The sequence below is a fragment of the Streptomyces sp. CB02366 genome, from assembly GCF_001905905.1.
Lineage (GTDB): Bacteria > Actinomycetota > Actinomycetes > Streptomycetales > Streptomycetaceae > Streptomyces.
In genome coordinates this window covers 212927-233815 of record NZ_LIVT01000008.1, presented here as the reverse complement: position 1 = coordinate 233815, position 20889 = coordinate 212927, and the positions used below count along the sequence as shown (strand labels likewise).

Below are 20889 nucleotides of genomic sequence, written 5' to 3'. Positions count from 1 at the left end.
GGCGCGGTGTGTCCGGCCTGATCGTCGGAAAGCATATGCGAACGAAAGGCCCCGTCGGCGACGGGGCGGTGGGAGGACGGCACGAAGCCGCCCGCCCCGAAGGGCGGGCGGCCGGAACTCGCGCCGAACCCGAGAGGTTCGTACGGTCTCACGCTTCGACGCACATCCCCGTGCGCAACTGCTGGACGATCCGGCTCAGCAGCCGCGAGACGTGCATCTGGGACACGCCCAGCTCCGCGCCGATCTGCGCCTGCGTCATCTCCGCCCCGAACCGCATCTGCACGATCCGGCGCTCCCGGTCGTCCAGCTGCTCCAGCAGGGGGGCCAGGGCGTGCAGGTTCTCGACGGCTTCCATGCCCGGGTCGGCCTCGCCCAGGACGTCGGCGTACGCACGCTGCTCCTGGCCCGAGTCGCTGTCGGCGGAGGGGGTGTCGAGCGAACCGGCCGAGTAGCCGTTGGCGGCCACCAGGCCCTCGATGATCTCCTCCTCCGAGAGGTCGAGGTGGGCGGCCAGCTCCTTGACGGTGGGGTCGCGGTCGAGCTTCGCGGAGAGCAGCTCCTTCGCCTTGGCGAGGTCCACCCGCAGCTCCTGGAGCCGCCGCGGCACGTGCACCGACCAGGTGGTGTCGCGGAAGAACCGCTTGATCTCGCCGACGATGTAGGGCACGGCGAAGGTCGCGAACTCGACCTCGCGCGACAGGTCGAACCGGTCGATCGCCTTGATCAGGCCGATCGTGCCGACCTGGATGATGTCCTCGGCGTCGTCGCCGCCGCGGTTGCGGAACCGGGAGGCCGCGAACCGCACCAGGGAGAGGTTCATCTCGATCAGGGTGTTGCGCGCGTACTGGTGCTCGTGCGTGCCCTCCTCCAGAACCTGGAGCTTGTCGAAGAAGATCTTCGACAGGGCCCGCGCGTCCTGGGGGGCGACCTTCCCGGCGTCCTCGACCCAGGGCAGCTCTCCGGCGACGTCCGCTGTCCGCGCACCGATCCGGTCGCCGCTCAGCGGCGTACTCGTCCCGGCGGCCTGCATTGACATCGCCGTCATGGTGTCACCCTCCTTGCTGCTCAATGTGTCGGACCGTCGCCTGCCCCGTCCCCGCGAAGTCATTCCTGCCTTCCTCCGTTTTTCTTCACCTTCTTTCCACGGCCCCTCCCCGGGGCCGGTCGTCCCCGCCGGGGCCGGGCCGGTCGCTCGAACGGAGCAGTGGCCCGCGCATGGCAGACTTGACCGGGGTGTTTCGGCCTGCGGTGAACCATGACCCGCGGCGAGAAGATGACAGAGGAACGGCAATGACGGTGACAGAGGACAGCCCGGAGGTCGCTTCCGGCGTCGAGGAGTTCGGCCCCGGAATCGACCCGGAGCGGCTGGCCGTCTGCCTGAGCGTGCTCGACGAGCTCGACCGGATCGAGGTGGACCACCCGGACGCCATCCTCGTCCGCCGGGCCACCGCCGGGATCTACCGCACCGTGAAGCAGCGTCGCCGCCAGGAGCGCCGCGCCGCGAAGACCGCCCACGACCGGGCCGTCACCGAGGCCACGGCGACCGGCTCGGCCGAGCGCATCGACGACGAGACGCAGGGCGTGCTGCCCTCCTCCACCGCCCGCAGCGAGATCGCGGGCATTCTCCAGCGCCCCCGGTCCTGCTACATCTGCAAGACGCGGTACGTCGAGGTCGACGCGTTCTACCACCAGCTCTGCCAGCCGTGCGCCATGGAGAACCGCGCCCGCCGCGACGCCCGTACCGACCTGACCGGGCGCCGGGCGCTGCTCACCGGCGGCCGGGCGAAGATCGGCATGTACATCGCGCTGCGGCTGCTGCGCGACGGCGCGCACACCACGATCACCACCCGCTTCCCCAACGACGCGATCCGCCGCTTCAAGGCGATGGAGGACAGCGACGAGTGGATCCACCGGCTGAAGATCGTCGGCATCGACCTGCGCGACCCGGCCCAGGTCGTCGCGCTCGCCGACTCGGTCGCCGCCGAGGGCCCGCTGGACATCCTGATCAACAACGCCGCCCAGACCGTGCGCCGCTCCCCGGGGGCCTACAGCGAGCTGGTCAACGCCGAGGCGGCCCCGCTGCCCGCGGGCGAGCTGCCCGCCGCCCAGGTCATCGGCGCCTTCAACAGCGGCACGGTCGACCGGGTCGCCGCACTGCCCGGCGCCCGCAAGGAGGGGCTGAGCGCCCAGGAGGTCACGGACCTCGCCCTGGTCACCGGCTCCGCCTCGCCGGCCCGGATCGCCGCGGGCGCCGCGATCGACGCGGGGGGCCTCGTCCCCGACCTGCACGACACCAACAGCTGGATCCAGACGGTCGAGGAGGTCGAGCCGATCGAGTTGCTGGAGGTCCAGCTCTGCAACTCCACCGCGCCGTTCATCCTCATCAGCCGGCTGCGCCCGGCGATGGCCAGGGCCGCCGCGAAGCACACGTACGTCGTCAACGTCTCCGCGATGGAGGGCGTCTTCAGCCGCGGCTACAAGGGTGCGGGCCATCCGCACACCAACATGGCCAAGGCCGCGCTCAACATGCTGACGCGCACCAGCGCCCAGGAGATGTTCGAGAAGGACGGCATCCTGATGACGGCCGTGGACACCGGCTGGATCACCGACGAGCGCCCGCACCCGGACAAGATGCGCCTGGCCGAGGAGGGTTTTCACGCACCCCTCGACCTGGTGGACGGCGCGGCCCGGGTCTACGACCCGATCGTGCGCGGCGAAAGCGGCGAGGCGCTGTACGGCTGCTTCCTGAAGGACTACGCCCCGGCGAACTGGTAGCCCGGACGGCCCCGCCGTCCGGCGGTCCCCGCGCGCCGTACCGCAGACCCGGCCCAGGATGAATTCCGGGCCGGGTTTTCCATGGGCCCGGTGGCTGAAAGTGACCTACCGCACACGTTCTATCGAGCGAGGCGGCGCTCATTTGGTTACGCTGAGGCGAACGGACGTCATCGAGGGGCCCACGAATGTTCCTCGACCGTCCTGGGACACGGTCGGTAACCCGGCCGCTGTTCCGCCCCCAACCGGCGCCACCGCGACCGATATATCACCATCCCTGCCCCGCTCGGAGGCGGTCGCGCTCCGGCATCGGTGCCGGAGCGTCGGCGACGCCCCGAGCGACGCGACCCAGAGGAGTGCGCGGTGACGACACCGGAACTGACAGAGCGCGATACCCGCCCCGCCGAACGGGCCCACGGACGGCCCGGACGCCCCGAGAAGCTGCGGAACATCGAGGTCTGGGCGAGGTCCGCCCCGATCCGGCTCGCCGGCTACGAGGACGACCTCGCCGAGCCGCACATCCTGCCCGGCATCGACTGAACCGAGGCGTAGCCCCGCTGCTCGACGGCCCGGGCCCTCCGGTCAGCGCTTCCCGCGGCCCGTCTCCCCGCCCTCCCGCCCCGGCGGCAGCGGCCGGGAGACGGGCCGCAGGAATTCCCGCACGTAGGTGCGGTGCCACCAGCGGCCGGTGGCCCGCAGTTCCCGGAACCCGGTGAACCGGTAGTGGAAGACCCGGGCGCGCACCTGCCGGGGCGGTTCGTCCGGGAACGGGTTGTGCCCCAGCAGCCGGAGCGTGTCCCGGTCGCCCGCCAGCAGCCGCTGGGCGAACGGCACGAACCAGGGGCGGGCGTAGGCGGGGGAGAGCGCAGCGAACCACATCATCCAGTCGAGCCGCAGATGGTACGGGGCGAACGGGCGCGGCAGCCTCCGCGGGTCTCCCGGCTTGCCCCGGAAGCCGTACTCCCGCCACCGGGCGTCCTCCCGGTCCGCGGGGTCGGCGCTGCCTTCGACCACGACCTCCAGCCGCATCCGGCTGATGGAGCCGAACGCTCCGTAGGAATTGACCAGGTGCAGGGGGTCGTAGGACCGGTTCATCGCCTGCCGCCGCGAGAGCAGGTTGCGCGCCGGGCGGCGGCTGAGCACCAGGACCAGGACGGCGACGGCGATGACCACCCCGGTGTACCAGAGCGGCGGCTCGGGCTGGGCCGGCGGCGGCCCGGCCAGGAAGGTCCAGTCGATCGCGGAGAGCGCCAGGGCGATGGTGAGCCAGTTCAACCAGGCGAAGTTCCCCGACAGGACCAGCCAGAGCTGCGTGAGGACCATCAGCCCGGCGGCCGCACTCGCCACCGGCTGGGGGGTGAACAGAAGGAAGGGGACCAGTAGTTGGGTGATGTGGTTGGCCGCCGCCTCCAGCCGGTGCACGGGCCGGGGGAGATGGTGGAAGAACCAGCTCAGCGGGCCCGGCATCGGCTGGGTCTCGTGGTGGAAGTCCAGGCACGTCAGTTTCCGCCAGCACGCGTCGCCGCGGATCTTGATCAGTCCCGCCCCGAACTCCACCCGGAACAGCAGCCACCGCAGCAGCCACAGCACCAGGACCGGCGCGGCCGTGTCCCCGTTCCCGAGGAAGACCGCCAGGAAACCCGTCTCCAGCAGCAGCGACTCCCAGCCGAACGCGTACCAGACCTGCCCCACCTGGACGATCGACAGATACAGCACCCACGGCAGCGCCCAGAGCAGCATGCCGCCCCACAGGGGCAGCAGGCCGTCCAGCCCGGCGAGCAGGGCCAGGGACACGGCGCAGCCGCTCCAGGCGACGACGGCGAAGAGGCGGTCGGAGTAGCGCAGCCGGAACAGTCCCGGGGCGGCCCGCCACGGGGTGCGCCGCAGCAGATCGGGTACGGGCAGCATGCCGCGCTCGCCGATCAGCGCCCGGAACTGCAGGGCGGCGGAGAGGAAGGCGGCCAGGTAGACCACGGCCAGCGCCCGCTGGAAGATCAGCCGGCTCAGCCAGTAGCCCTCCGCGGTGAACCATTCCATCCCTGCCAGTATGGGCGAGCACCCGGTGGGCGGCCCCTTCGCGCGCGAAGGGGCCGGGTCAGCCCCCGGTGACGATCCGGCGCAGCGCACGGCCGAGGCGGCGCGCGTACCAGAGCTGTACGTGCGGCACCAGCGGCCCGGCGAGCCGGGTGTACCAGGCGGCGGGGCGGGAGAACGCCAGCACGGTGAACCACACGGTTCCGTCGTCCGCCAGGTCCGCCGCGAAACACTCCTCGCCGCGCTCGGGGTGGCCGGGCAGCGTGCCGTAGCCGAAACCGGTGCGGCCCCCCTCCCCGCACGCCGTCCAGACCACCTCGCAGGGGGCGGTGAGGCGCAGGGGGCCCAGGCCGAGGGAGACCCGCACGCGTCCGCCGGGCTCCGCGCGCCGGGCGGCCGCCTCCACCCGGGCCCCCGAAGCGCGGTGCATCCGCCACTCGGTGATCGCCGCGCCGGCGGCGGCGAAGTCCGCCTCGCCGCGGCCGACCGGAGTGCGGTGGTGGAGGTGGTGGTAGCCCCGGGGAAGCGGGCCGCGGCGGGTCGCGCCGACCTCCGGATAGGTGAGGGTGCTCATGAGGTCCTGCCTTCGGTGCGGTTGCGGACGTCGGTGCGGGTTCCGGTGCGGCTCTCCGCGCGGACGGGGCGTGGGGCGGGCGAGGGCCGGGCAGGCCGCGACGTCCTCCGCGGCGTCGGCGACGGGGACGGGGACGCGTTCACCTCTCGGGTCGAGGGTAGAGGGTTTCTTGAACGTGTTCAAGAAATGGGCGGCGGGGGCCCTCCGCTTGCGGGTCCGTGCCCGGTGCGGCACAGATGGTGACACCCGATCGTTCTCTTTCGTTCTCCAGGGACAGGCAGGAGAGCTCTGTGCGCTCACCCAGACGTTTCCGGCGGACCGCGCTCACCGCCCTGTCCGCCGGGGTGCTGCTCGCCGCCGCGGGCTGCGCCGAGGTCGGCGACCGTACGGCGAAGGGCACCACGGGCACCGCGGAGGCCGAGGACGTCCTCCTCCAGCCCCTGGCGTCCCCCGGCCCCGGCCCGTTCACCGCGTCCACGGCGCGGGCGCCGGCGTCCCCCGCGCCCTCCGCCACCCCGGACTCCGCCCCGCCCTCCGCCACCCGTACGGTCCACCGGGTCTCCGGAGCCGCCCCGGGGCTCTACGGCGGCATCCGGTCCGTCGCCGCCTGCGACGTCGAGCGGCAGACCGAGCTGCTGACCGGGGACAAGGGCAAGGGGCGCGCCTTCGCCGAAGCCTCCGGCATCGAGGCCGTACAGATCCCGGGCTACCTGAAGTCCCTCACCCCGGTCGTCCTGAGCGTCGACGCCCAGGTGACCAACCACGGCTACGGCGCCGGGGAGGCCACCGCCTTCCAGGCCGTGCTCCAGGCGGGCACCGCCGTTCTGGTCGACGGCCGGGGGATGCCCCGCGTCCGGTGCGCCTGCGGCAATCCGCTGGGCCCGCCGGAAGCCGTGGACGGGAAGGCCGCCCACCGGGGCGAGCGCTGGCCCGGCTACGACCCCGCGCGCATCGCGGCCGTCGAGCCGGGCGCCAAGGCGGCCACCAGCCTGATCATCGTCGACACCGACGACAACACCTGGATCCAGCGGACCGTGGGCGACAGCGGGGGCCGCGACCGCACCCCGGACGAGCCGCCGCCCTTCGAACCCGACGCGGAGCTGCTCTTCCCGTCGCCGGGCCGCCCCACCGAGTCCGCACCCCCGGAATCCGCCCCGTCCGACCCGGCCCCCTCCGCGCCGGAGGAATCGACGGACCCCGGCCCCGGAGAGTCGGCCGACGACTTCGGCGACCCGCCGCCCGACGAACCGTGGGAGTACGAGGAGGGCGAACCGGACGTCGTGCCCGAGCCGACCCAGGTCCTCCCCGCCGAACCGGACGAGCCCGCCGGCCCCGAGGAGGAGCCCATGGAAGCGGACCTCGGCAACGTGTTCACCGGCTGACCGGACCGTGCGGGACGCGGCCGGCCCCCTCGGCCCGCACGGCCGACCGGCCGGTCGGCAACGGGCGGGAAGCAGACGGCATCGGACGAGAAGAATCTGAAAAATGGTGGCAGAGTGGCCGACATGGATGATCGGGCAGCGGGTGCCCTGTCGCTCCCCGACGACTGGCCCGCCCATCCGGACCTCAGCCTCGCCCTGAACCGCATGGGCAGTTTCGACTGGGACCTGGACACCGGCCTCATGCACATGGACCAGCCGGCCCTCGACGTGTTCGACCTGACCGCGGACGAGTACGACGGTCGGCCGGCCTCCCTCGCGCCGCGCGTCCCGACGGACGAGGCGCAGCGCCTGGACGGGCTGGTCTCGCACGCCCTCAAGAGCGGACGCGTGAACTACGGCGCGTACTTCCGCGTCCAGCGGCGCGACGGCACCCTGCGCTGGACCCACACCCAGGGCTTCGTCCGCCGGGACGGGACCGGCCGCCCGCGCCGCATCATCGGGATCGTCCGCGACGCCACCCAGGAGCTGGCCGACTCCACCGCCCGGCACGAGTTGGACGAGGAGCGCCGCCGACGCACCAGCCTGGTCGAGGGCACCACCGCCGCCCTGGCCCACGCCCGTACCGTCAAGGACGTCATCGCCGTCCTCGAGAACTCCCAGGGGCTCGCCCACCTCGGGGCCACCAGCCTCGTCATGGGCCTGCTGGAGTCCGGCCGCATCCACCTCGTGGCCGACGGCCCCGAGGGCGCGCACGTCCCCGGCACCCGCTACACCCGGGTGGACGAGCAGTACCCGATGAGCGAAGTGGTCCGCACGCTGACCCCGCGCTTCATCGAGTCCGCCGAGGACTTCGCCGCCTCCTACCCGGTCCTGTGGTCCGGCATCAGCCGCCTCGGGATCACCTCCGCCGCCTACATGCCGCTGATCGCCCAGGCCCGCCCGCTCGGCGCGCTCGGCCTCCTCTACAGCGGGAAGGCGGGCTTCACCGCCGACGAGCGCAACCTGCTGATGGCGCTCGGCACCTCGATCGCCCAGAGCCTCCAGCGGGCGATGCTCTACGAACAGGAGCACGACCTGGCCGAGGGGCTCCAGCAGGCGATGCTGCCGCGCCGCATCCCCGCCGTGCCGGGAGCGCAGGTCGCCGTGCGCTACCGTTCGGCCCGGCTCGGCCGGGACATCGGAGGCGACTGGTACGACCTGATCCCGCTGCCCGGCGGCCGGGTCGGCGCCGTCATCGGGGACGTGCAGGGGCACGACACCCACGCCGCAGCCGTCATGGGGCAGCTCCGGATCGTCCTGCGCGCGTACGCCGCCGAAGGGCACAGCCCCGCCACGGTGATGGCCCGCGCCTCCGTCTTCCTCCACGAACTGGACACCGACCGCTTCGCCACCTGCACTTACGCCGAGGCCGACCTCACCACCGGGGTCGTGCAGATGGTCCGCGCGGGGCACGTGGAACCGGTGGTGCGCGACGCGGACGGCAGCTGCCGCAGAGTGGTGACCGAGGGCGGGCTGCCGCTCGGCCTCTCGGCCGAGTTCGGCCGGTTGGAGTATCCGGTCGGCACGGTCGAACTCGACCCCGGCCAGACGATGATCCTCTTCACCGACGGGCTCGTCGAACTGCCGGGCTCCGACCTCGACGAGGGCATGCAGCGGCTCACCGCCCTCGTCGCCGACGGCCCCCAGGACCTGCAGGAGCTGGCCGACCGGCTCTGCGACGCCGTCGACGGGCGCGGCGGCCAGGACGACGTCGCCGTACTGCTGCTGCGCCGCCGCGCCACCCACGCCCCGCAGCCGGGCGGCCGGCTCCAGCAGCACGTCGCCCAGAACGACCCCGAGGCGCTGAGTTCGGCCCGGCACATGATCCGGGCCGCGGTCCGGGCCTGGGGCGCGAAGGACCGGGCCGACGAGATCGAACTCGCGGCCGACGAGCTGATCACCAACGCCCTCATGCACACCGACGGCGGCGCGATCGTCACCATCCGGGTCCTCACCGGGGCCGAGCGGCGGTTGCGCGTGGACGTCGAGGACCGCTCCAGCGCTCTCCCCCGACGCCGCGACGCGGGGGAGGAGGGGGTGTCGGGACGCGGCCTGATGCTGGTGGACCGGCTGGCCGACGCCTGGGGCGTGGAGTCGCGCGGCACCGGCAAATGCGTGTGGTGCACATTCCTCGTGCCGGTCCGCTGAACCCCCTCCGGCTGCGTCCCGCCCGCCCCGTCCCCGTCCGCCGACGTCCTGGACGAACGCCACCGACGCGACGACGTGACCGTACGTGACGCGTCCGTGCTTGACCGTGACGGTCCGCAAGAGGTTGACTGCCGGGACCGGAGACCGGCCGCCCCGGCCCCGCCGCCCTCGACGCCATCTTCGACGACATGAGGCCCCCGTTGAGTACCGAGCTCCTGGCTCCGCTCGATCTCGCCTTCTGGCACCTCGAATCGGACGCCCACCCGATGCACCTGGGCGCGCTCGCCGTCTTCGCCCCGACGCCCGGCGCCGGTCCGCGGCGGATTCTCGGCCTCCTCGCCGAGCGCGCCGCCGCCGTCCCCCGGCTGCGCCTGCGCGTACGGGACGTCCTGCTGCCGGTCGGCGGCGCGGCCTGGGCCGTGGACCAGGACTTCGACGTGCACCGGCACGTCGAACACGTCCCCGTGGGCGACGGCGACTTCACGGCGGAGGCCACCCGCCTGGCCGGGGAGCTGATGGAGAGCCCCCTGGAGCGCGGGCTGCCGCCGTGGCGGATGTACCTCATCGGCGGCGCGGACGGCGGGCCCTTCGCCGTCCTGGTCAAGCTGCACCACGCGCTGGCCGACGGTCTGCGGGCGGTGGCCATCGGGGCCGGGATCTTCGACGAGATCGCCGCCGTCACCACCGTCCGCGCCGCCTCCCGGAGCCGTCCGCCCGTCCCGCCCCGGTCGTGGCTGCCCGGCCTCCGGGAGATGGCGGGCATGGCCCTCGGGCGGATCGGCGAGGTCGGCCGGGCGCTCGGCGTGGGGGCCTGCGTCGTCCGAGCCGGACGCCTCGACCTGTGGGGCCCCTCCGCCCTCGCCGCCCCCTCCAGCGGCACCCGCCGCCTGGCCACCGCCGACCTCGACGCCGGGGACCTCCAGCGGATCCGGCGCGCCGAGGGCGGTACCGCCAACGACATCCTCCTCACCGTCGTCGCCGGGGCGCTGCGCCGCTGGATGGCCGAGCGCGGCGAACCCCTGCCCGCCGCCGCTCCGCGCGCCCTGGTCCCCGTCTCCCGACGCCGCCCCGGCAGCGCCGCCGCCTCCGGGAACCGGCTCTCCGCCTATCTGCTCGGGCTGCCGGTCGCCGAGGCCGACCCGCGCGCACGCCTCCGGGCGGTCCGGTGCGCGATGGACCGCAACAAGGCGGCCGGCCCGCTCAGGGGCGCCGGAGCCGTCGCCGTACTCGCTGATCAACTCCCGCCACTGGCACACCGGTTCGGTGCGCCCCTGGCCGCCGGCGCCGCCCGCGTGCTCTTCGACGTCCTGGTCACCAGCGTGCCGTTGCCCCGTTCCGCGCTCTCGCTCGGCGGCTGCCCCCTCACCGCCCTCTACCCCATGGCCCCGCTGGCCCGGGGCCAGTCCCTGGCGGTCGCCCTGACCACCTACGGCGGGCGGGTGCACGTGGGCCTGGTGGCCGACGGCAAGGCACTGCCCGACCTCGAACGGCTCGCCGCGGCGGTGGGGGAGGAGTTCACGGAGCTGTACGCCCTCGCCACCGGCACGGACCGCGCGCCGGTGTCCTGACAGGCGGCGGCCCACCGGCTGCGACAGTCCCGAGCCGTGCCCCGACCGCCCGGCGCCGAAGCCCCGCGGCCCCCGCTGGAAGGCCTCCTTCCCGCCGCCCCGCCCCGGCACGAGCCCCCCGCCCTGCGCCCGGCCACCACCCGGCGGGGGCGACTCCGACCACGCCCCGGCGCCCCCGAGCACGCCCAGGAGAGGGCTCCTGCCCTCATGGGCTCGGCCGTCCGCGTGTGCCGCGGTACGGGAACAAGCCGTGCACCACTCGCGCCACCGGCCCCGGAAACACCTAAACTCCGGCCTCATGCTGCGCGTACTCGCCGTCGACGACGAACGACCCGCCTTGGAGGAGCTCCTCTACCTGCTGCGCGCCGACCCCCGTGTCCGCAGCGCCGAGGGCGCCACCGGCGCCACCGAGGCCCTGCGCCGCATCGCCGGTGCGGTGGACGCCGGCCCCGAGGACCCCTCGGCCATCGACGTGGTCTTCCTCGACATCCACATGGCCGGTCTCACCGGCCTGGACGTCGCCCAGCTCCTCGCCGGGTTCGCCGCGCCCCCGCTCATCGTCTTCGTCACCGCCCACGAGGGCTTCGCCCTCCAGGCGTTCGACCTCAAGGCGGTCGACTACGTCCTCAAACCGGTCCGCCGGGAACGACTCGCCGAAGCCGTCCGCCGGGTCGCCGAGCAGGTGGGGGACCGGTCCGCCCCGGTCCACGACGGCGCCGCCGACCAGATCCCGGTCGAACTCGGCGGCGTGATCCGCTTCATCCCCATCGACGAGATCGCGTACGCCGAGGCTCAGGGCGACTACGCGCGGCTGCACACCGCCACGGGCAGCCACCTCGTCCGCATCCCGCTCACCACCCTGGAGGAGCGCTGGCGCTCCCGCGGCTTCGTCCGCATCCACCGCCGCCACCTCGTGGCCCTCGGCCGGATCGACGAACTGCGCCTGGACGCGGGCAGCATGAGCGTACGCGTCGGAGAGGCCGAGCTCGCCGTCAGTCGCCGCCACACCCGCGCGCTGCGCGACCTCCTGATGCGCCAGGGCGGCCGCTGACGGATCAGGAGGTCGCGATACGGCACGGCGTCGCCGCTGACCTGGGGAGACCTTTCGCGTTCCCTTCCCAGCGCGGCCCGCCGACGCCTACACTCCGAGCCCATGTCCGCAGAGCCAACCCCCCGGCGGGAAGTGGTGACGGGGGAGCCGCGCCGGGTGCGCCCGCTGCCCCGCTACCGCACCCAGGCGGAGATCGACGAACAGACCGCACTCGGCGGGGCCTACGTGCGCTCGCTGATGCGCGGCCAACTGCGCGCCGGGCTCACCGTCTTCGGCGTGCTCGCCCTCGTCACGGGTACCCTGCCGCTGCTGTTCGCCGCGCTGGACAGCTCCGCCCTGGTCTGGGGGGTGCTCGGCTTCGCCGCCTACCCGCCGCTCACCCTCGCCGCCTGGTGGTACGTCCGCCGGGCCGAGCGCAACGAGCGCGACTTCGCCCGGCTGGTGGAGGGCCGCCCCGCGCCGTGAGCACCCCCGACCACACGGCGTCCTGGGTGGCCGTCGCCCTCGTCGTCCTCGCCACCGTCCTCGTCGGCGGCTTCGGCCTGCGGATCTCCCGTACGACCTCCGACTTCTACGTCGCCTCCCGCACCGTGCGGCCCCGGCTCAACGCCGCCGCGATCAGCGGTGAATACCTCTCGGCCGCCTCCTTCCTCGGCGTCGCCGGGCTCGTCCTCGTCCACGGCCCCGACATGCTCTGGTACCCGGTGGGCTACACCGCCGGATACCTCGTGCTCCTCGTCTTCGTCGCCGCGCCCCTGCGCCGCTCCGGGGCGTACACCCTGCCCGACTTCGCCGAGGGCCGGCTCGAATCACGGCGGGTCCGCCGCCTGGTCAGCGCCCTCGTCGTCGGCGCCGGCTGGCTCTACCTCGTCCCCCAGCTCCAGGGCGCCGGACTCACCCTCAAGATCCTCACCGGCGCCCCCGGATGGCTCGGCGACGTCCTCGTCGCCACCGTCGTGACCGCCGCCGTCGCCGCGGGCGGCATGCGCTCCATCACCTTCGTCCAGGTCTTCCAGTACTGGCTGAAGCTCACCGCCCTCCTAGTCCCCGCCCTCTTCCTGGTCCTCGCCTGGCAGGGCGACGGCCGGCCCCGCGTCGGCCTCGACGACCAGCTCGCCGTCTTCCGCGCCGACCACCCCCTCTACGCCACCTACGGGCTGATCGTCGCGACCTTCCTCGGCACCATGGGCCTGCCCCACGTCGTCGTCCGCTTCTACACCAGCCCCAACGGCCGCGACGCCCGCCGCACCACCGTCGCCGTCCTCGCCCTGGTCGGCCTCTTCTACCTGCTGCCGCCCCTCTACGGGGCGCTCGGCCGCCTCTACACCCCCGAACTGCGGTACGGGGGAGACGCGGACGCGGCCGTCCTGCTGCTGCCGGCCCGGGTGATCGGCGGCGTCGGCGGCGACCTCCTCGGGGCGCTGATCGCGGGCGGGGCGTTCGCCGCGTTCCTGTCCACCGCCTCCGGCCTCACCATGGCCGTGGCCGGTGTGATCACCCAGGACGTGCTGCCCTCGCGCGGGGTACGCCACTTCCGCCTGGCCACCGTCCTCGCCATCGCCGTACCGCTGCTGATCTCGCTGCTGGTCAGCCGGGTGCCGGTGGCCGACGCGGTGGGCATGGCCTTCGCCGTCTCCGCCTCCTCCTTCTGCCCCCTGCTGGTCCTCGGCATCTGGTGGCGGCGGCTCACCCCGCCCGGCGCGGCAGCCGGGCTCCTGCTCGGCGGGGGGTCCGCGCTGCTCGCCGTGGCCATCACCGTCAGCGGAGCCGTACGCCCGCCGGGCTGGCCGCACGCCCTGCTCGCCTGGCCCGCCGTCTGGTCGGTTCCCGTGGGTTTCCTCGCGATGATCCTCGTCTCGCTCGCCACCCCCGGACGCATACCCCCGGGCACCAACGCCGCCATGACGCGCTTCCACCTCCCCGAAGCCCTCACCCCGGCGCGGGCGGCCCCCGGGAGGGAGCGATGACCGGAGCCGGGGCCGCCGTCCTCGTCGTCCTGGCCGCGCTGCTGTTCGGGGCCGGTCATCTGCTGGGCCGCCGCACCGCCCGGCCGGTGCGCCCCAGCGACGTCGGCACCCCCGTCGAGCACGCCACCTTCGAGACCCTGCACACCGCGTCGCTGGCCGCCCCGCCGCTGCGGGCCGGACTCACCGAGGAGAGCGCCCGGCGCGCCGCCCGCAGGCTGCGCTCCCTGCTCGGCACGGACGCCCTCTGCCTCACCGACCGGGACCGGGTGCTGGTCTGGGACGGGGCCGGGCACCACCACGGCAAGGACGTGATGGAGCACCTGAAGGCGCTGCTGGACAACGGCCGCGGCACCGCCTTCGACAGCGGCTGCGCCGACCTCGACTGCCCGCTGCGCTGGGCCGTCGCCGTACCGCTCACCGTCGAGAACCGGGTCCTCGGCGCGCTCGTCGCCTACGCCCCGCGCGAGTCGGCGGTGCTGGCCCGGGCGGCGGGGGAGGTGGCGCGCTGGGTCTGCGTCCAGCTCGAACTGGCCGAGCTGGACCGCTCCCGCACCCAGCTCATCGAGGCCGAGATCAAGGCCCTTCGGGCGCAGATCTCCCCCCACTTCATCTTCAACTCGCTCGCGGCGATCGCCTCGTTCGTCCGGACCGACCCCGAACAGGCCCGTGAACTGCTGCTGGAGTTCGCCGATTTCACCCGCTACTCGTTCCGCCAGCACGGGGAGTTCACCACGCTGGCGGACGAACTGCACTCCATCGACCAGTACTTGGCGCTCGTCCGGGCCCGCTTCGGGGAACGGCTCGCCGTGACCCTCCAGGTCGCCCCCGAGGTGCTGCCGGTCGCGCTGCCGTTCCTGTGCCTCCAGCCGCTCGTGGAGAACGCCGTCAAACACGGCCTCGAAGGAGCGGTCACCCGCAGCCGGATCACCATCAGCGCCCTGGACGCCGGTTCGGAGGCCGAGGTGGTCATCGAGGACGACGGGACGGGCATGGACCCCGAGCGGCTGCGGCGGATCCTGCGCGGCGAGGGCGGCGCCTCCGCCGGCATCGGCCTCCTCAACGTGGACCAGCGGCTGCGCCAGGTCTACGGCGACGACTACGGCCTGGTCATCGAGACCGGGGTCGGGGCGGGCATGAAGATCACGCTGCGGCTGCCCAAGTACCGCGCCGGAGTGCACGGTTCCTGAGCCCGGCCGACGGCGCCGAGGCCCCGCTCCCGCCCCGGGGGGCCGCTCTCAGTACAGCTGGACGGCCAGGTGGGCGAGAGGCAGCCCCAACTGCCAGGCGGGTGTCCAGACCCGGACCTCCTGATCGCCCGCGGGGCCGGCGGCGGCCCAGGGCGCGGGGCCGATCGCGTCCAGGTCCGCGGCCGGCAGCTCGGTCTCCTCCAGCCAGCGCCACGCCGACCGGGCCAGCGCCGGATCGGGGTCCTCGGGGCCGGTGCGCGGCCCGGCCTCCGCCAGCCGCTCGCAGATCCAGCCGCGCCAGGCGCACGCGTACGCGGTGAGCTTCCGCAGCTCCTCCACCCGCGCGTCGGGCAGGACGGCGAGGGCCGCTGTCTCCCCGGGGCGCTCGCACAGGAACATCGTCAGCGCGAGCGCGTCGCGCCCGGCGCGGAACTCCGGCGTGCCCGGCTCCATCAGATCGCCGGTCCGCAGCAGCTCGTCGGCCATGTACTCGGTGACCAGCCAGGTCATCGGTACCCGGAGCCCGTTCCCACCGGTCCCCTCCGTATCCTCGGGACGCATCCCGTCTCGCCTCTTTCCTCGCTCGGTGCCGGGCTTCACGCAGCATTGAACCGGGGGCGGGCCTCCGGCGTGGACAGAAGGGGAGGATCGCCCAGGAGATGCGAGGCTGCGAATGAGTGCCGACCCCGGCGACGACCCGCATGTGCGCCTGCTGCTCGGTGCGTACGTCCTGGACGCCCTGGACGCTCTGGAGACGCGCCGCGTCGCCCGGCACCTCCGGGGCTGCGACGGCTGCGCCCAGGTCTACGTGGAGATGGCCGAGGCGTCCGCCCTGCTGGCGCTGGTCCGGGCGGAGGACCTGCGGGAGTAACCGGGCAGGGTACGCGCGAGGACCCGCAGGGCGTAGTACGAACGGGACTTGACGGTCCCCGCGGGGATGCCGAGCACCTCGGCCGTCTCGCCGACGCTCAGGCCCCGGAAGTAGATCTGCACCAGCACCGCGCGGTGCTCGGGGCTGAGGGTGCGGACCGCCTCGCGGACGTCGAGGGCGTGCACGGCGCTGTCCGCGGTGTCCCGGGTGTCCGGGGTGGTCTCCAGAACCGTGTCGGCGACCTCGGCCGGCCGGGCCTGCCGGGCGCGCCGGGCGTCGATCGCGAGGCGGCGGCCGACGGTGAACAGCCAGGGCCGCATCGAGGCGTAGGGGGCGTCGAACGCCTCGGGGTGCTGCCAGGCGCGTACCAGGGTCTCCTGCACCAGGTCCTCGGCCCGCTGCCGGTCCCCGAAGGTCAGGCCGAGCAGGAAGTGGAACAGGGCGGGGCCGTGCTCCCGCTGGAGCTCCGCCAGGGTCCGCTCATCGGTCGTCGTGGTGGTCTTCATGAACGTCCTCTCCCGCCGAGGCCCCTGGCGGCCTCGTTGCCGACTGGCGTATACGAACGCATTCGGCGGCGCGGGAACAGGCGGTGCGCCGAGGCGTGCGACGAGCGGTCGCTCAGTGCGGCGAATGGTGCGGTGAACGGTCGAGGGGCCGTCGGGGTCGGCCGGTACGACCGGTTCAGCTAGGTATGCGGCCATGCTCCTTGCTTATCCGGTATGAAGATCTATGTAGTCGGATAGTCGTAATCATCCGAACATGGAGCCGAGCAGATGACCCAGCGCATCCGACCGGGCGCCGTGGCCGCCCTCGCCCTCCTGCTCGCCGCGGCCACCGGCTGCACCGGGCAGCGGCCCGCGCCCCCCGAGCCGGGCGAGTCCCCCGCCGCGGCCCGTGGCGCGAACGGGCGGCACGCCGAGGGCCCCCGGCCGTTCACGCTGCTCGCCGCGGGCGACGTCCTGCCGCACTCCTCCGTGATCGACCGGGCCGCCGCCGACGCGGGCGGCGCGGGCTACGACTTCGCCCCGATGCTGGCGGGCGTCGCCCCGGTGGTCTCCGGCGCGGACCTGGCGTTCTGCCATATGGAGACGGTCTACGGGAAGAAGGGCGGCCCCTACACCGGCTACCCCAGCTTCAAGTCGCCGCCAGAGATCGCCTCCGCCCTGCGCACCACCGGATTCGACTCCTGTTCCACCGCCTCCAACCACACCCTCGACGACGGTGCCGAGGGTGTACGGCGCACGCTCGACGCCCTGGACCGGGCGGGCGTCCGGCACGCGGGCTCCGCCCGCACCGCCGCCGAGGCCGCCCGGCCCACGATCCTGCCCGCGGGGCCGGGCGAGCACGCCGCCAAGGTCGCCCATCTCGCGTACACCTACGGCACCAACGACATCCCGCCCCCCGCCGACCGGCCCTGGACGGTCGACGTGACCGACGAGCGCGGGATCGTCGAGGAGGCCAGGGCCGCCCGCCGGGCGGGCGCCGACGTCGTGGTGCTCTCCATCCACTGGGGCACCGAGTGGCAGGACGAGCCGGACGCGCGCCAACGGGAGCTGGCCCGGAGGATCACCGCCTCCACCGACCGGGGGCGCCCGGACGTGGACGTCGTGGTCGGTACGCACGCCCACGTGCCCCAGGCGTACGAGAAGGTCAACGGCACCTGGGTCGTCTACGGCATGGGCGACCAGATCGCCGGAGCGATGATCAACGACGAGGGGGTCCAGGACCCGCGCGGCAACCAGAGTTCGATGGCGCGCTTCACCTTCGCGCCGCCCGCCGGACCCGGTGAGCGCTGGACCGTGAAGAAGGCCGAGTTCGTCCCGCAGTGGTACGACACCGTCACCGGCCGCGCCGTCGACCTCAACGCCGCGATCGACGACGGGGCCGAGCACCTGCGCGAGATCCGCGACCGCATCCGTGCCGTCGTCCTCGGCCGGGGGGCGGGGGACGACGGGCTCCTCATGGCCGAGCGGGGCCGAGGGCGGTGACTACGGCACCACGGTGACGGGCCAGCGCCCCGCCTTCACCAGGCGTACGGCCACCGAACCGATGAAGCGGTGCCCCGCCGACTCCGAGGCCCCGACCACGACCGCGTCCGCCTTCAGTTCGTCGGCCGCGGTCACCAGCCCGTTGTAGGGGTCGCCCCGGAAGGTGTGGAACTCCCAGCGCACGTCCCACGCGTCCCGGAAGCGCTCGGCGGCCTCACGGATCTCGGAGACCAGGCCTTCCGCGACCTCGGTCGTCGTGTCGGCCACCGGCACGCCCAGCGCCGCGCCCGCCGTGATGACGGGCTGGACGTACACGAGGGCCAGCACGGCGTTCTGCCGGCGGGCGAGCCCCGCGGCGTAGGCTGCCGCGCGCATCGACGAATCGGAGCCGTCCACCCCCGCGACGATCACCTTGGGGCCGTCCGTCCCGCGTTCGAACCGATGAGGGTGGGGTCGCTGCTCTGTCACGGCTCCGAGGCTATCGGCTCGGCCGAAGGGCGGGGCCCGGGGGCTGCGGCGGGCTCCGAAGATGATGAGCATACTGCGTCGAATGGGTACAAAACGGTCAATGCTTGGTGTCGGCGGCCGGACGAGACCGTGGGCCGTGCGAGCAGTTGGCCATGAGAAGTGATCTCCCCCGACCCGAGCGCCGCACGCTGCTGAGGATCGCCCTCGGCCTCGGAACCGCCACCGCCGTCCACCTGGTCGCCGCCGGTCCGGCGTCGACGCCCACGCGCCCCGCACACCCCGCCGGGGCCCCGCCCGCCGCGGCCGCGGGGCCCCCGGCCGCCGTGCGGGGCCGCCCCTCCCCCTACCGGCTCGAACCCATGACGGGCCACGCCCCGCCCCGGTTCAGACCGGCCCGGCCGCCCGTGCGGAACCGGCCCTTCGAACACCTCCCCGACCTCGGGCACTCGATGGTCCTCAGCTTCGACGACGGCCCCGACCCGCTCTACACCCCGCACATCCTGGCCACCCTGCGCAAGCACCGGGTCCGCGCGATGTTCTTCGTCTGCGGCGAGATGGCCGAGGGCAACCCGGACCTGCTGCGCGAGATGGCCGACGACGGGCACGTGGTGGGCAACCACTCCTGGTCCCACCCGCTGATCCCGAAGCTCTCCCGCGCCGCGATCCGCGACGAGCTGGGGCGTACCAGCGAGGCGGTGGACCGGACGCTCGGGGGCCCGCCGCTGTGGTACCGCGCCCCCTATGGGGCGTGGAACCGCAACTCCTTCGAGATCGGGGCCGAATTGGGCATGGAGCCCATGGCCTGGACCGTGGACACGCTCGACTGGAGGACGCCGGGGACCGGCGTGATCGTGCGGCGGGTGCTGGACGGCGCGGCCCCCGGCGTCGTCGTCCTCTCGCACGACGCGGGCGGCGACCGCTCGCAGAGCGTCGCGGCCCTGCGCCGCTACCTGCCCCGGCTGCTGGAGAGCGGTTACCGCATCACGGTGCCCCACCGCGTCTAGGGCGTGTTTCGAAAGTCCCGCCTGTTCGGCGACGCCCGGCACGCACGCTCGCCGCGTTGTCGGGACCACCCCGATACATCCGGTATCGGGGCGGCCCCCCGCCTTGCGATCGCACGCACCGGACGCCGCCGAGCCCGCCCTCCAGGCGGACGGCGCTACTTTCGAAACACACCCAGAGCGGACCGGCGTGGCGCGCGCGACGGCGCCCCCGACAGGACCGGCGCCGGCGTGATCGCCGGGGGCGCGGCCGTGCGGGGGCGCGGCGTCCGTCGCCGCCGGGTCAGCGGGTGCCGACGAGCCGGGCGAAGACCACCACGTTGCCGTCGTAGCCGTCCGCCTTCGTGTAACCCCCGCCGCAGGTGATGACCCGCAGCTCCGCGTGGCCGGTGTCGCCGTAGACCCGGGGCCCGGGGAAGTCGTTCTTGGAGAAGACCTCGACCCCGTACACCTCGAAGATCCCGACCCGGCCGTCGTACCGGGTGACCTCGACGCGGTGCCCCTTGCGGAGCGAGCCGAGACCGTAGAAGACGGCGGGCCCGGAGTTGTTGTCGACATGGCCGACGACGACGGCGGTGCCGCGCTGACCGGGGGCGATGCCGTTCTGGTACCAGCCGGCGAGGTTGGGGTCCTCGGCGGGCGGGGCCTCGATCCAGCCGGCGGCGTCCAGGTTGACGTCGATGATCGGGGCGTCCACGTCGATGGAGGAGATCTTCACCCGGGAGGCCGGTGCGTACGGCAGCGGCTGTACCGGCTCGCCCTCCACCGGCGGTCCCGCGGCGTCCTTGTCCAGGTCGAGCGAGGCGGCGGCGGCGGGCTGGGGCGGTCCCGCGTCGCCGAACTCCGTCCCGTTGCGCATGAGGGCGAGGCCGCTGAGCAGCACCAGGGCGATCGCCCCCCAGGGCACACGTCTGGTCCGCTCGCCACCGGCGTAGTCCCGGCCCATGGTTCTCCCTTCGTCGCGACGCTGTGAACGTTAAGGGCGGGGCGCGGGAGCGGCGATCGGAGAGGGGCGAACGGGTGGCGGGGGCGCCCGGGGCGGTGCCGGGTGCTGCCCATCGGAGTAATGAACAGATAAAAATCCTGACGGCTCGTGACCTGCGAATCCGTCAGGTTCAGGGGGCTCCGCGCGGCGTGTCGCGTCACCGGGGTGGCGCAACGCCGAAGTGCGACTCCCCGGCCTACTGGTGAGTGTTCGTCATGGGAGGCGTTCACGTCGATCCATCCCCGGGGGAGCAGCCCCTGGGGGCGTTTCCCGCTGGAGGTTCACACGATGCGTGCTTCACGCGCTCTCGCGGTCACCGCGACCGCCTTCGCGGCTGTCGGGCTGGCGGCCCCCATGGCCGCCGCCACCAACGGTCCGAGCAACATCACCGTCAACCCGTACTCGGTCCACCAGGGCGCGACCATGAAGGTCACCGCGCAGGGCTGCGGGCACGGCGGCAAGGTCTGGTCGAACGCGTTCCCGACGACCGAACTCTCCGCAGGCGGCACGGGATACGCCACGGCGCACATCCGTCACAACGCCACGCCGGGGCACTACAACCTCTCGGTGAAGTGCAACGACAACAGCCGGGTGGAGACGCACAAGTTCACCGTGCTCGCCGGCAACGGCGCCCAGGGCGGGCTCGGCGGCTCGATGGGCCCGAGCTCCGTGGAGATGCAGGTCGGCGGCGGTCTGGTGGCCGCCGCCGCGGTCGGCGGCGCGGTCTTCCTCGTCCGTCGGCGGCGGACGGGCCATGCGGCGTTCTAGGGTGTCGAACCTCCTGCCCGGCCCGATACGCCCGTCGCCCCGAGTCCTGGATCAGGACCCGGGGCGACTGCCGTACGCCGCATGAG

The 20889-nt window shown here is 73.6% G+C and carries 20 protein-coding genes; 13 read left to right on the top strand and 7 right to left on the bottom strand.

All coding sequences use genetic code 11. The annotated features are described in order from the left end of the window. Nucleotides 1–148: 148 nt before the first annotated feature. Nucleotides 149–1045, bottom strand: coding sequence for an RNA polymerase sigma factor SigF (locus AMK24_RS23230; protein ID WP_073770780.1), 897 nt, complete (start codon nt 1043–1045; stop codon nt 149–151). Between the two features lie 245 nt (nt 1046–1290). Between AMK24_RS23230 and AMK24_RS23225 the strand changes: the two genes are divergently transcribed. Both AMK24_RS23225 and AMK24_RS34300 read left to right on the top strand, forming a co-directional pair. Further along, a complete protein-coding gene (locus AMK24_RS23225; RefSeq protein WP_073770779.1) occupies nt 1291–2775 on the top strand; it encodes an SDR family NAD(P)-dependent oxidoreductase in 1485 nt (494 codons plus the stop codon). Between the two features lie 360 nt (nt 2776–3135). After that, entirely contained in the window at nt 3136–3312 is a 177-nt protein-coding gene (locus tag AMK24_RS34300; protein WP_199876485.1) for a hypothetical protein, read from the top strand. Between the two features lie 42 nt (nt 3313–3354). Here the strand turns inward: AMK24_RS34300 and AMK24_RS23220 are convergent, their stop codons facing one another. Both AMK24_RS23220 and AMK24_RS23215 read right to left on the bottom strand, forming a co-directional pair. After that, nucleotides 3355–4809, bottom strand: coding sequence for a lipase maturation factor family protein (locus AMK24_RS23220; RefSeq protein WP_073770778.1), 1455 nt, complete (start codon nt 4807–4809; stop codon nt 3355–3357). 58 nt (nt 4810–4867) lie between these two features. Beyond that, a complete protein-coding gene (locus tag AMK24_RS23215; RefSeq protein WP_073770777.1) occupies nt 4868–5380 on the bottom strand; it encodes a DUF1990 family protein in 513 nt (170 codons plus the stop codon). Between the two features lie 290 nt (nt 5381–5670). On the opposite strand from AMK24_RS23215, the gene AMK24_RS23210 reads away from it, so the two are divergent. The 7 genes from AMK24_RS23210 to AMK24_RS23180 all read left to right on the top strand — a co-directional run bounded on the left by AMK24_RS23210 (nt 5671) and on the right by AMK24_RS23180 (nt 14722). Continuing rightward, entirely contained in the window at nt 5671–6762 is a 1092-nt protein-coding gene (locus AMK24_RS23210) for a DUF6777 domain-containing protein (RefSeq protein WP_073770776.1), read from the top strand. 123 nt (nt 6763–6885) lie between these two features. Beyond that, nucleotides 6886–8949, top strand: coding sequence for a SpoIIE family protein phosphatase (locus AMK24_RS23205; RefSeq protein WP_073770801.1), 2064 nt, complete (start codon nt 6886–6888; stop codon nt 8947–8949). Nucleotides 8950–9149: 200 nt separating this feature from the next. After that, entirely contained in the window at nt 9150–10517 is a 1368-nt protein-coding gene (locus AMK24_RS23200) for a wax ester/triacylglycerol synthase family O-acyltransferase (protein ID WP_073770775.1), read from the top strand. 298 nt (nt 10518–10815) lie between these two features. After that, nucleotides 10816–11568: a LytR/AlgR family response regulator transcription factor gene (locus AMK24_RS23195; RefSeq protein WP_073770774.1), complete on the top strand. Its 753-nt coding sequence runs from the start codon at nt 10816–10818 to the stop codon at nt 11566–11568. A 102-nt stretch (nt 11569–11670) separates the two neighbouring features. After that, a complete protein-coding gene (locus tag AMK24_RS23190; RefSeq protein ID WP_073770773.1) occupies nt 11671–12033 on the top strand; it encodes a hypothetical protein in 363 nt (120 codons plus the stop codon). Beyond that, nucleotides 12030–13535: a sodium/solute symporter gene (locus AMK24_RS23185; protein WP_073770772.1), complete on the top strand. Its 1506-nt coding sequence runs from the start codon at nt 12030–12032 to the stop codon at nt 13533–13535. Before AMK24_RS23190 ends, AMK24_RS23185 begins: the two co-directional genes overlap by 4 nt. Further along, complete coding sequence (locus AMK24_RS23180; protein ID WP_073770771.1) at nt 13532–14722, top strand: sensor histidine kinase; 1191 nt, start codon at nt 13532–13534, stop codon at nt 14720–14722. Before AMK24_RS23185 ends, AMK24_RS23180 begins: the two co-directional genes overlap by 4 nt. A 48-nt stretch (nt 14723–14770) precedes the next feature. Here the strand turns inward: AMK24_RS23180 and AMK24_RS23175 are convergent, their stop codons facing one another. Continuing rightward, complete coding sequence (locus AMK24_RS23175; protein WP_073770770.1) at nt 14771–15283, bottom strand: hypothetical protein; 513 nt, start codon at nt 15281–15283, stop codon at nt 14771–14773. Nucleotides 15284–15395: 112 nt separating this feature from the next. Here AMK24_RS23175 and AMK24_RS23170 point away from each other — a divergent pair, with 112 nt between their 5' ends. Continuing rightward, complete coding sequence (locus tag AMK24_RS23170) at nt 15396–15593, top strand: zf-HC2 domain-containing protein (protein ID WP_073770769.1); 198 nt, start codon at nt 15396–15398, stop codon at nt 15591–15593. On the opposite strand, the gene AMK24_RS23165 is transcribed toward AMK24_RS23170, so the two are convergent. Continuing rightward, nucleotides 15527–16099, bottom strand: a complete 573-nt coding sequence (locus tag AMK24_RS23165; RefSeq protein ID WP_073770768.1) for a sigma-70 family RNA polymerase sigma factor — start codon at nt 16097–16099, stop codon at nt 15527–15529. The genes AMK24_RS23170 and AMK24_RS23165 overlap by 67 nt on opposite strands. Before the next feature lie 267 nt (nt 16100–16366). Between AMK24_RS23165 and AMK24_RS23160 the strand changes: the two genes are divergently transcribed. Further along, nucleotides 16367–17581: a CapA family protein gene (locus AMK24_RS23160; protein WP_073770767.1), complete on the top strand. Its 1215-nt coding sequence runs from the start codon at nt 16367–16369 to the stop codon at nt 17579–17581. On the opposite strand, the gene AMK24_RS23155 is transcribed toward AMK24_RS23160, so the two are convergent. Next, complete coding sequence (locus tag AMK24_RS23155; protein ID WP_073770766.1) at nt 17582–18049, bottom strand: universal stress protein; 468 nt, start codon at nt 18047–18049, stop codon at nt 17582–17584. Nucleotides 18050–18201: 152 nt separating this feature from the next. Here AMK24_RS23155 and AMK24_RS23150 point away from each other — a divergent pair, with 152 nt between their 5' ends. Then, nucleotides 18202–19053: a polysaccharide deacetylase family protein gene (locus AMK24_RS23150; protein ID WP_073770765.1), complete on the top strand. Its 852-nt coding sequence runs from the start codon at nt 18202–18204 to the stop codon at nt 19051–19053. 280 nt (nt 19054–19333) lie between these two features. On the opposite strand, the gene AMK24_RS23140 is transcribed toward AMK24_RS23150, so the two are convergent. Continuing rightward, complete coding sequence (locus tag AMK24_RS23140; RefSeq protein WP_073770763.1) at nt 19334–19996, bottom strand: class F sortase; 663 nt, start codon at nt 19994–19996, stop codon at nt 19334–19336. Between the two features lie 327 nt (nt 19997–20323). Here AMK24_RS23140 and AMK24_RS23135 point away from each other — a divergent pair, with 327 nt between their 5' ends. Beyond that, nucleotides 20324–20803, top strand: coding sequence for a hypothetical protein (locus AMK24_RS23135; RefSeq protein WP_073770762.1), 480 nt, complete (start codon nt 20324–20326; stop codon nt 20801–20803). Nucleotides 20804–20889 lie beyond the last annotated feature (86 nt).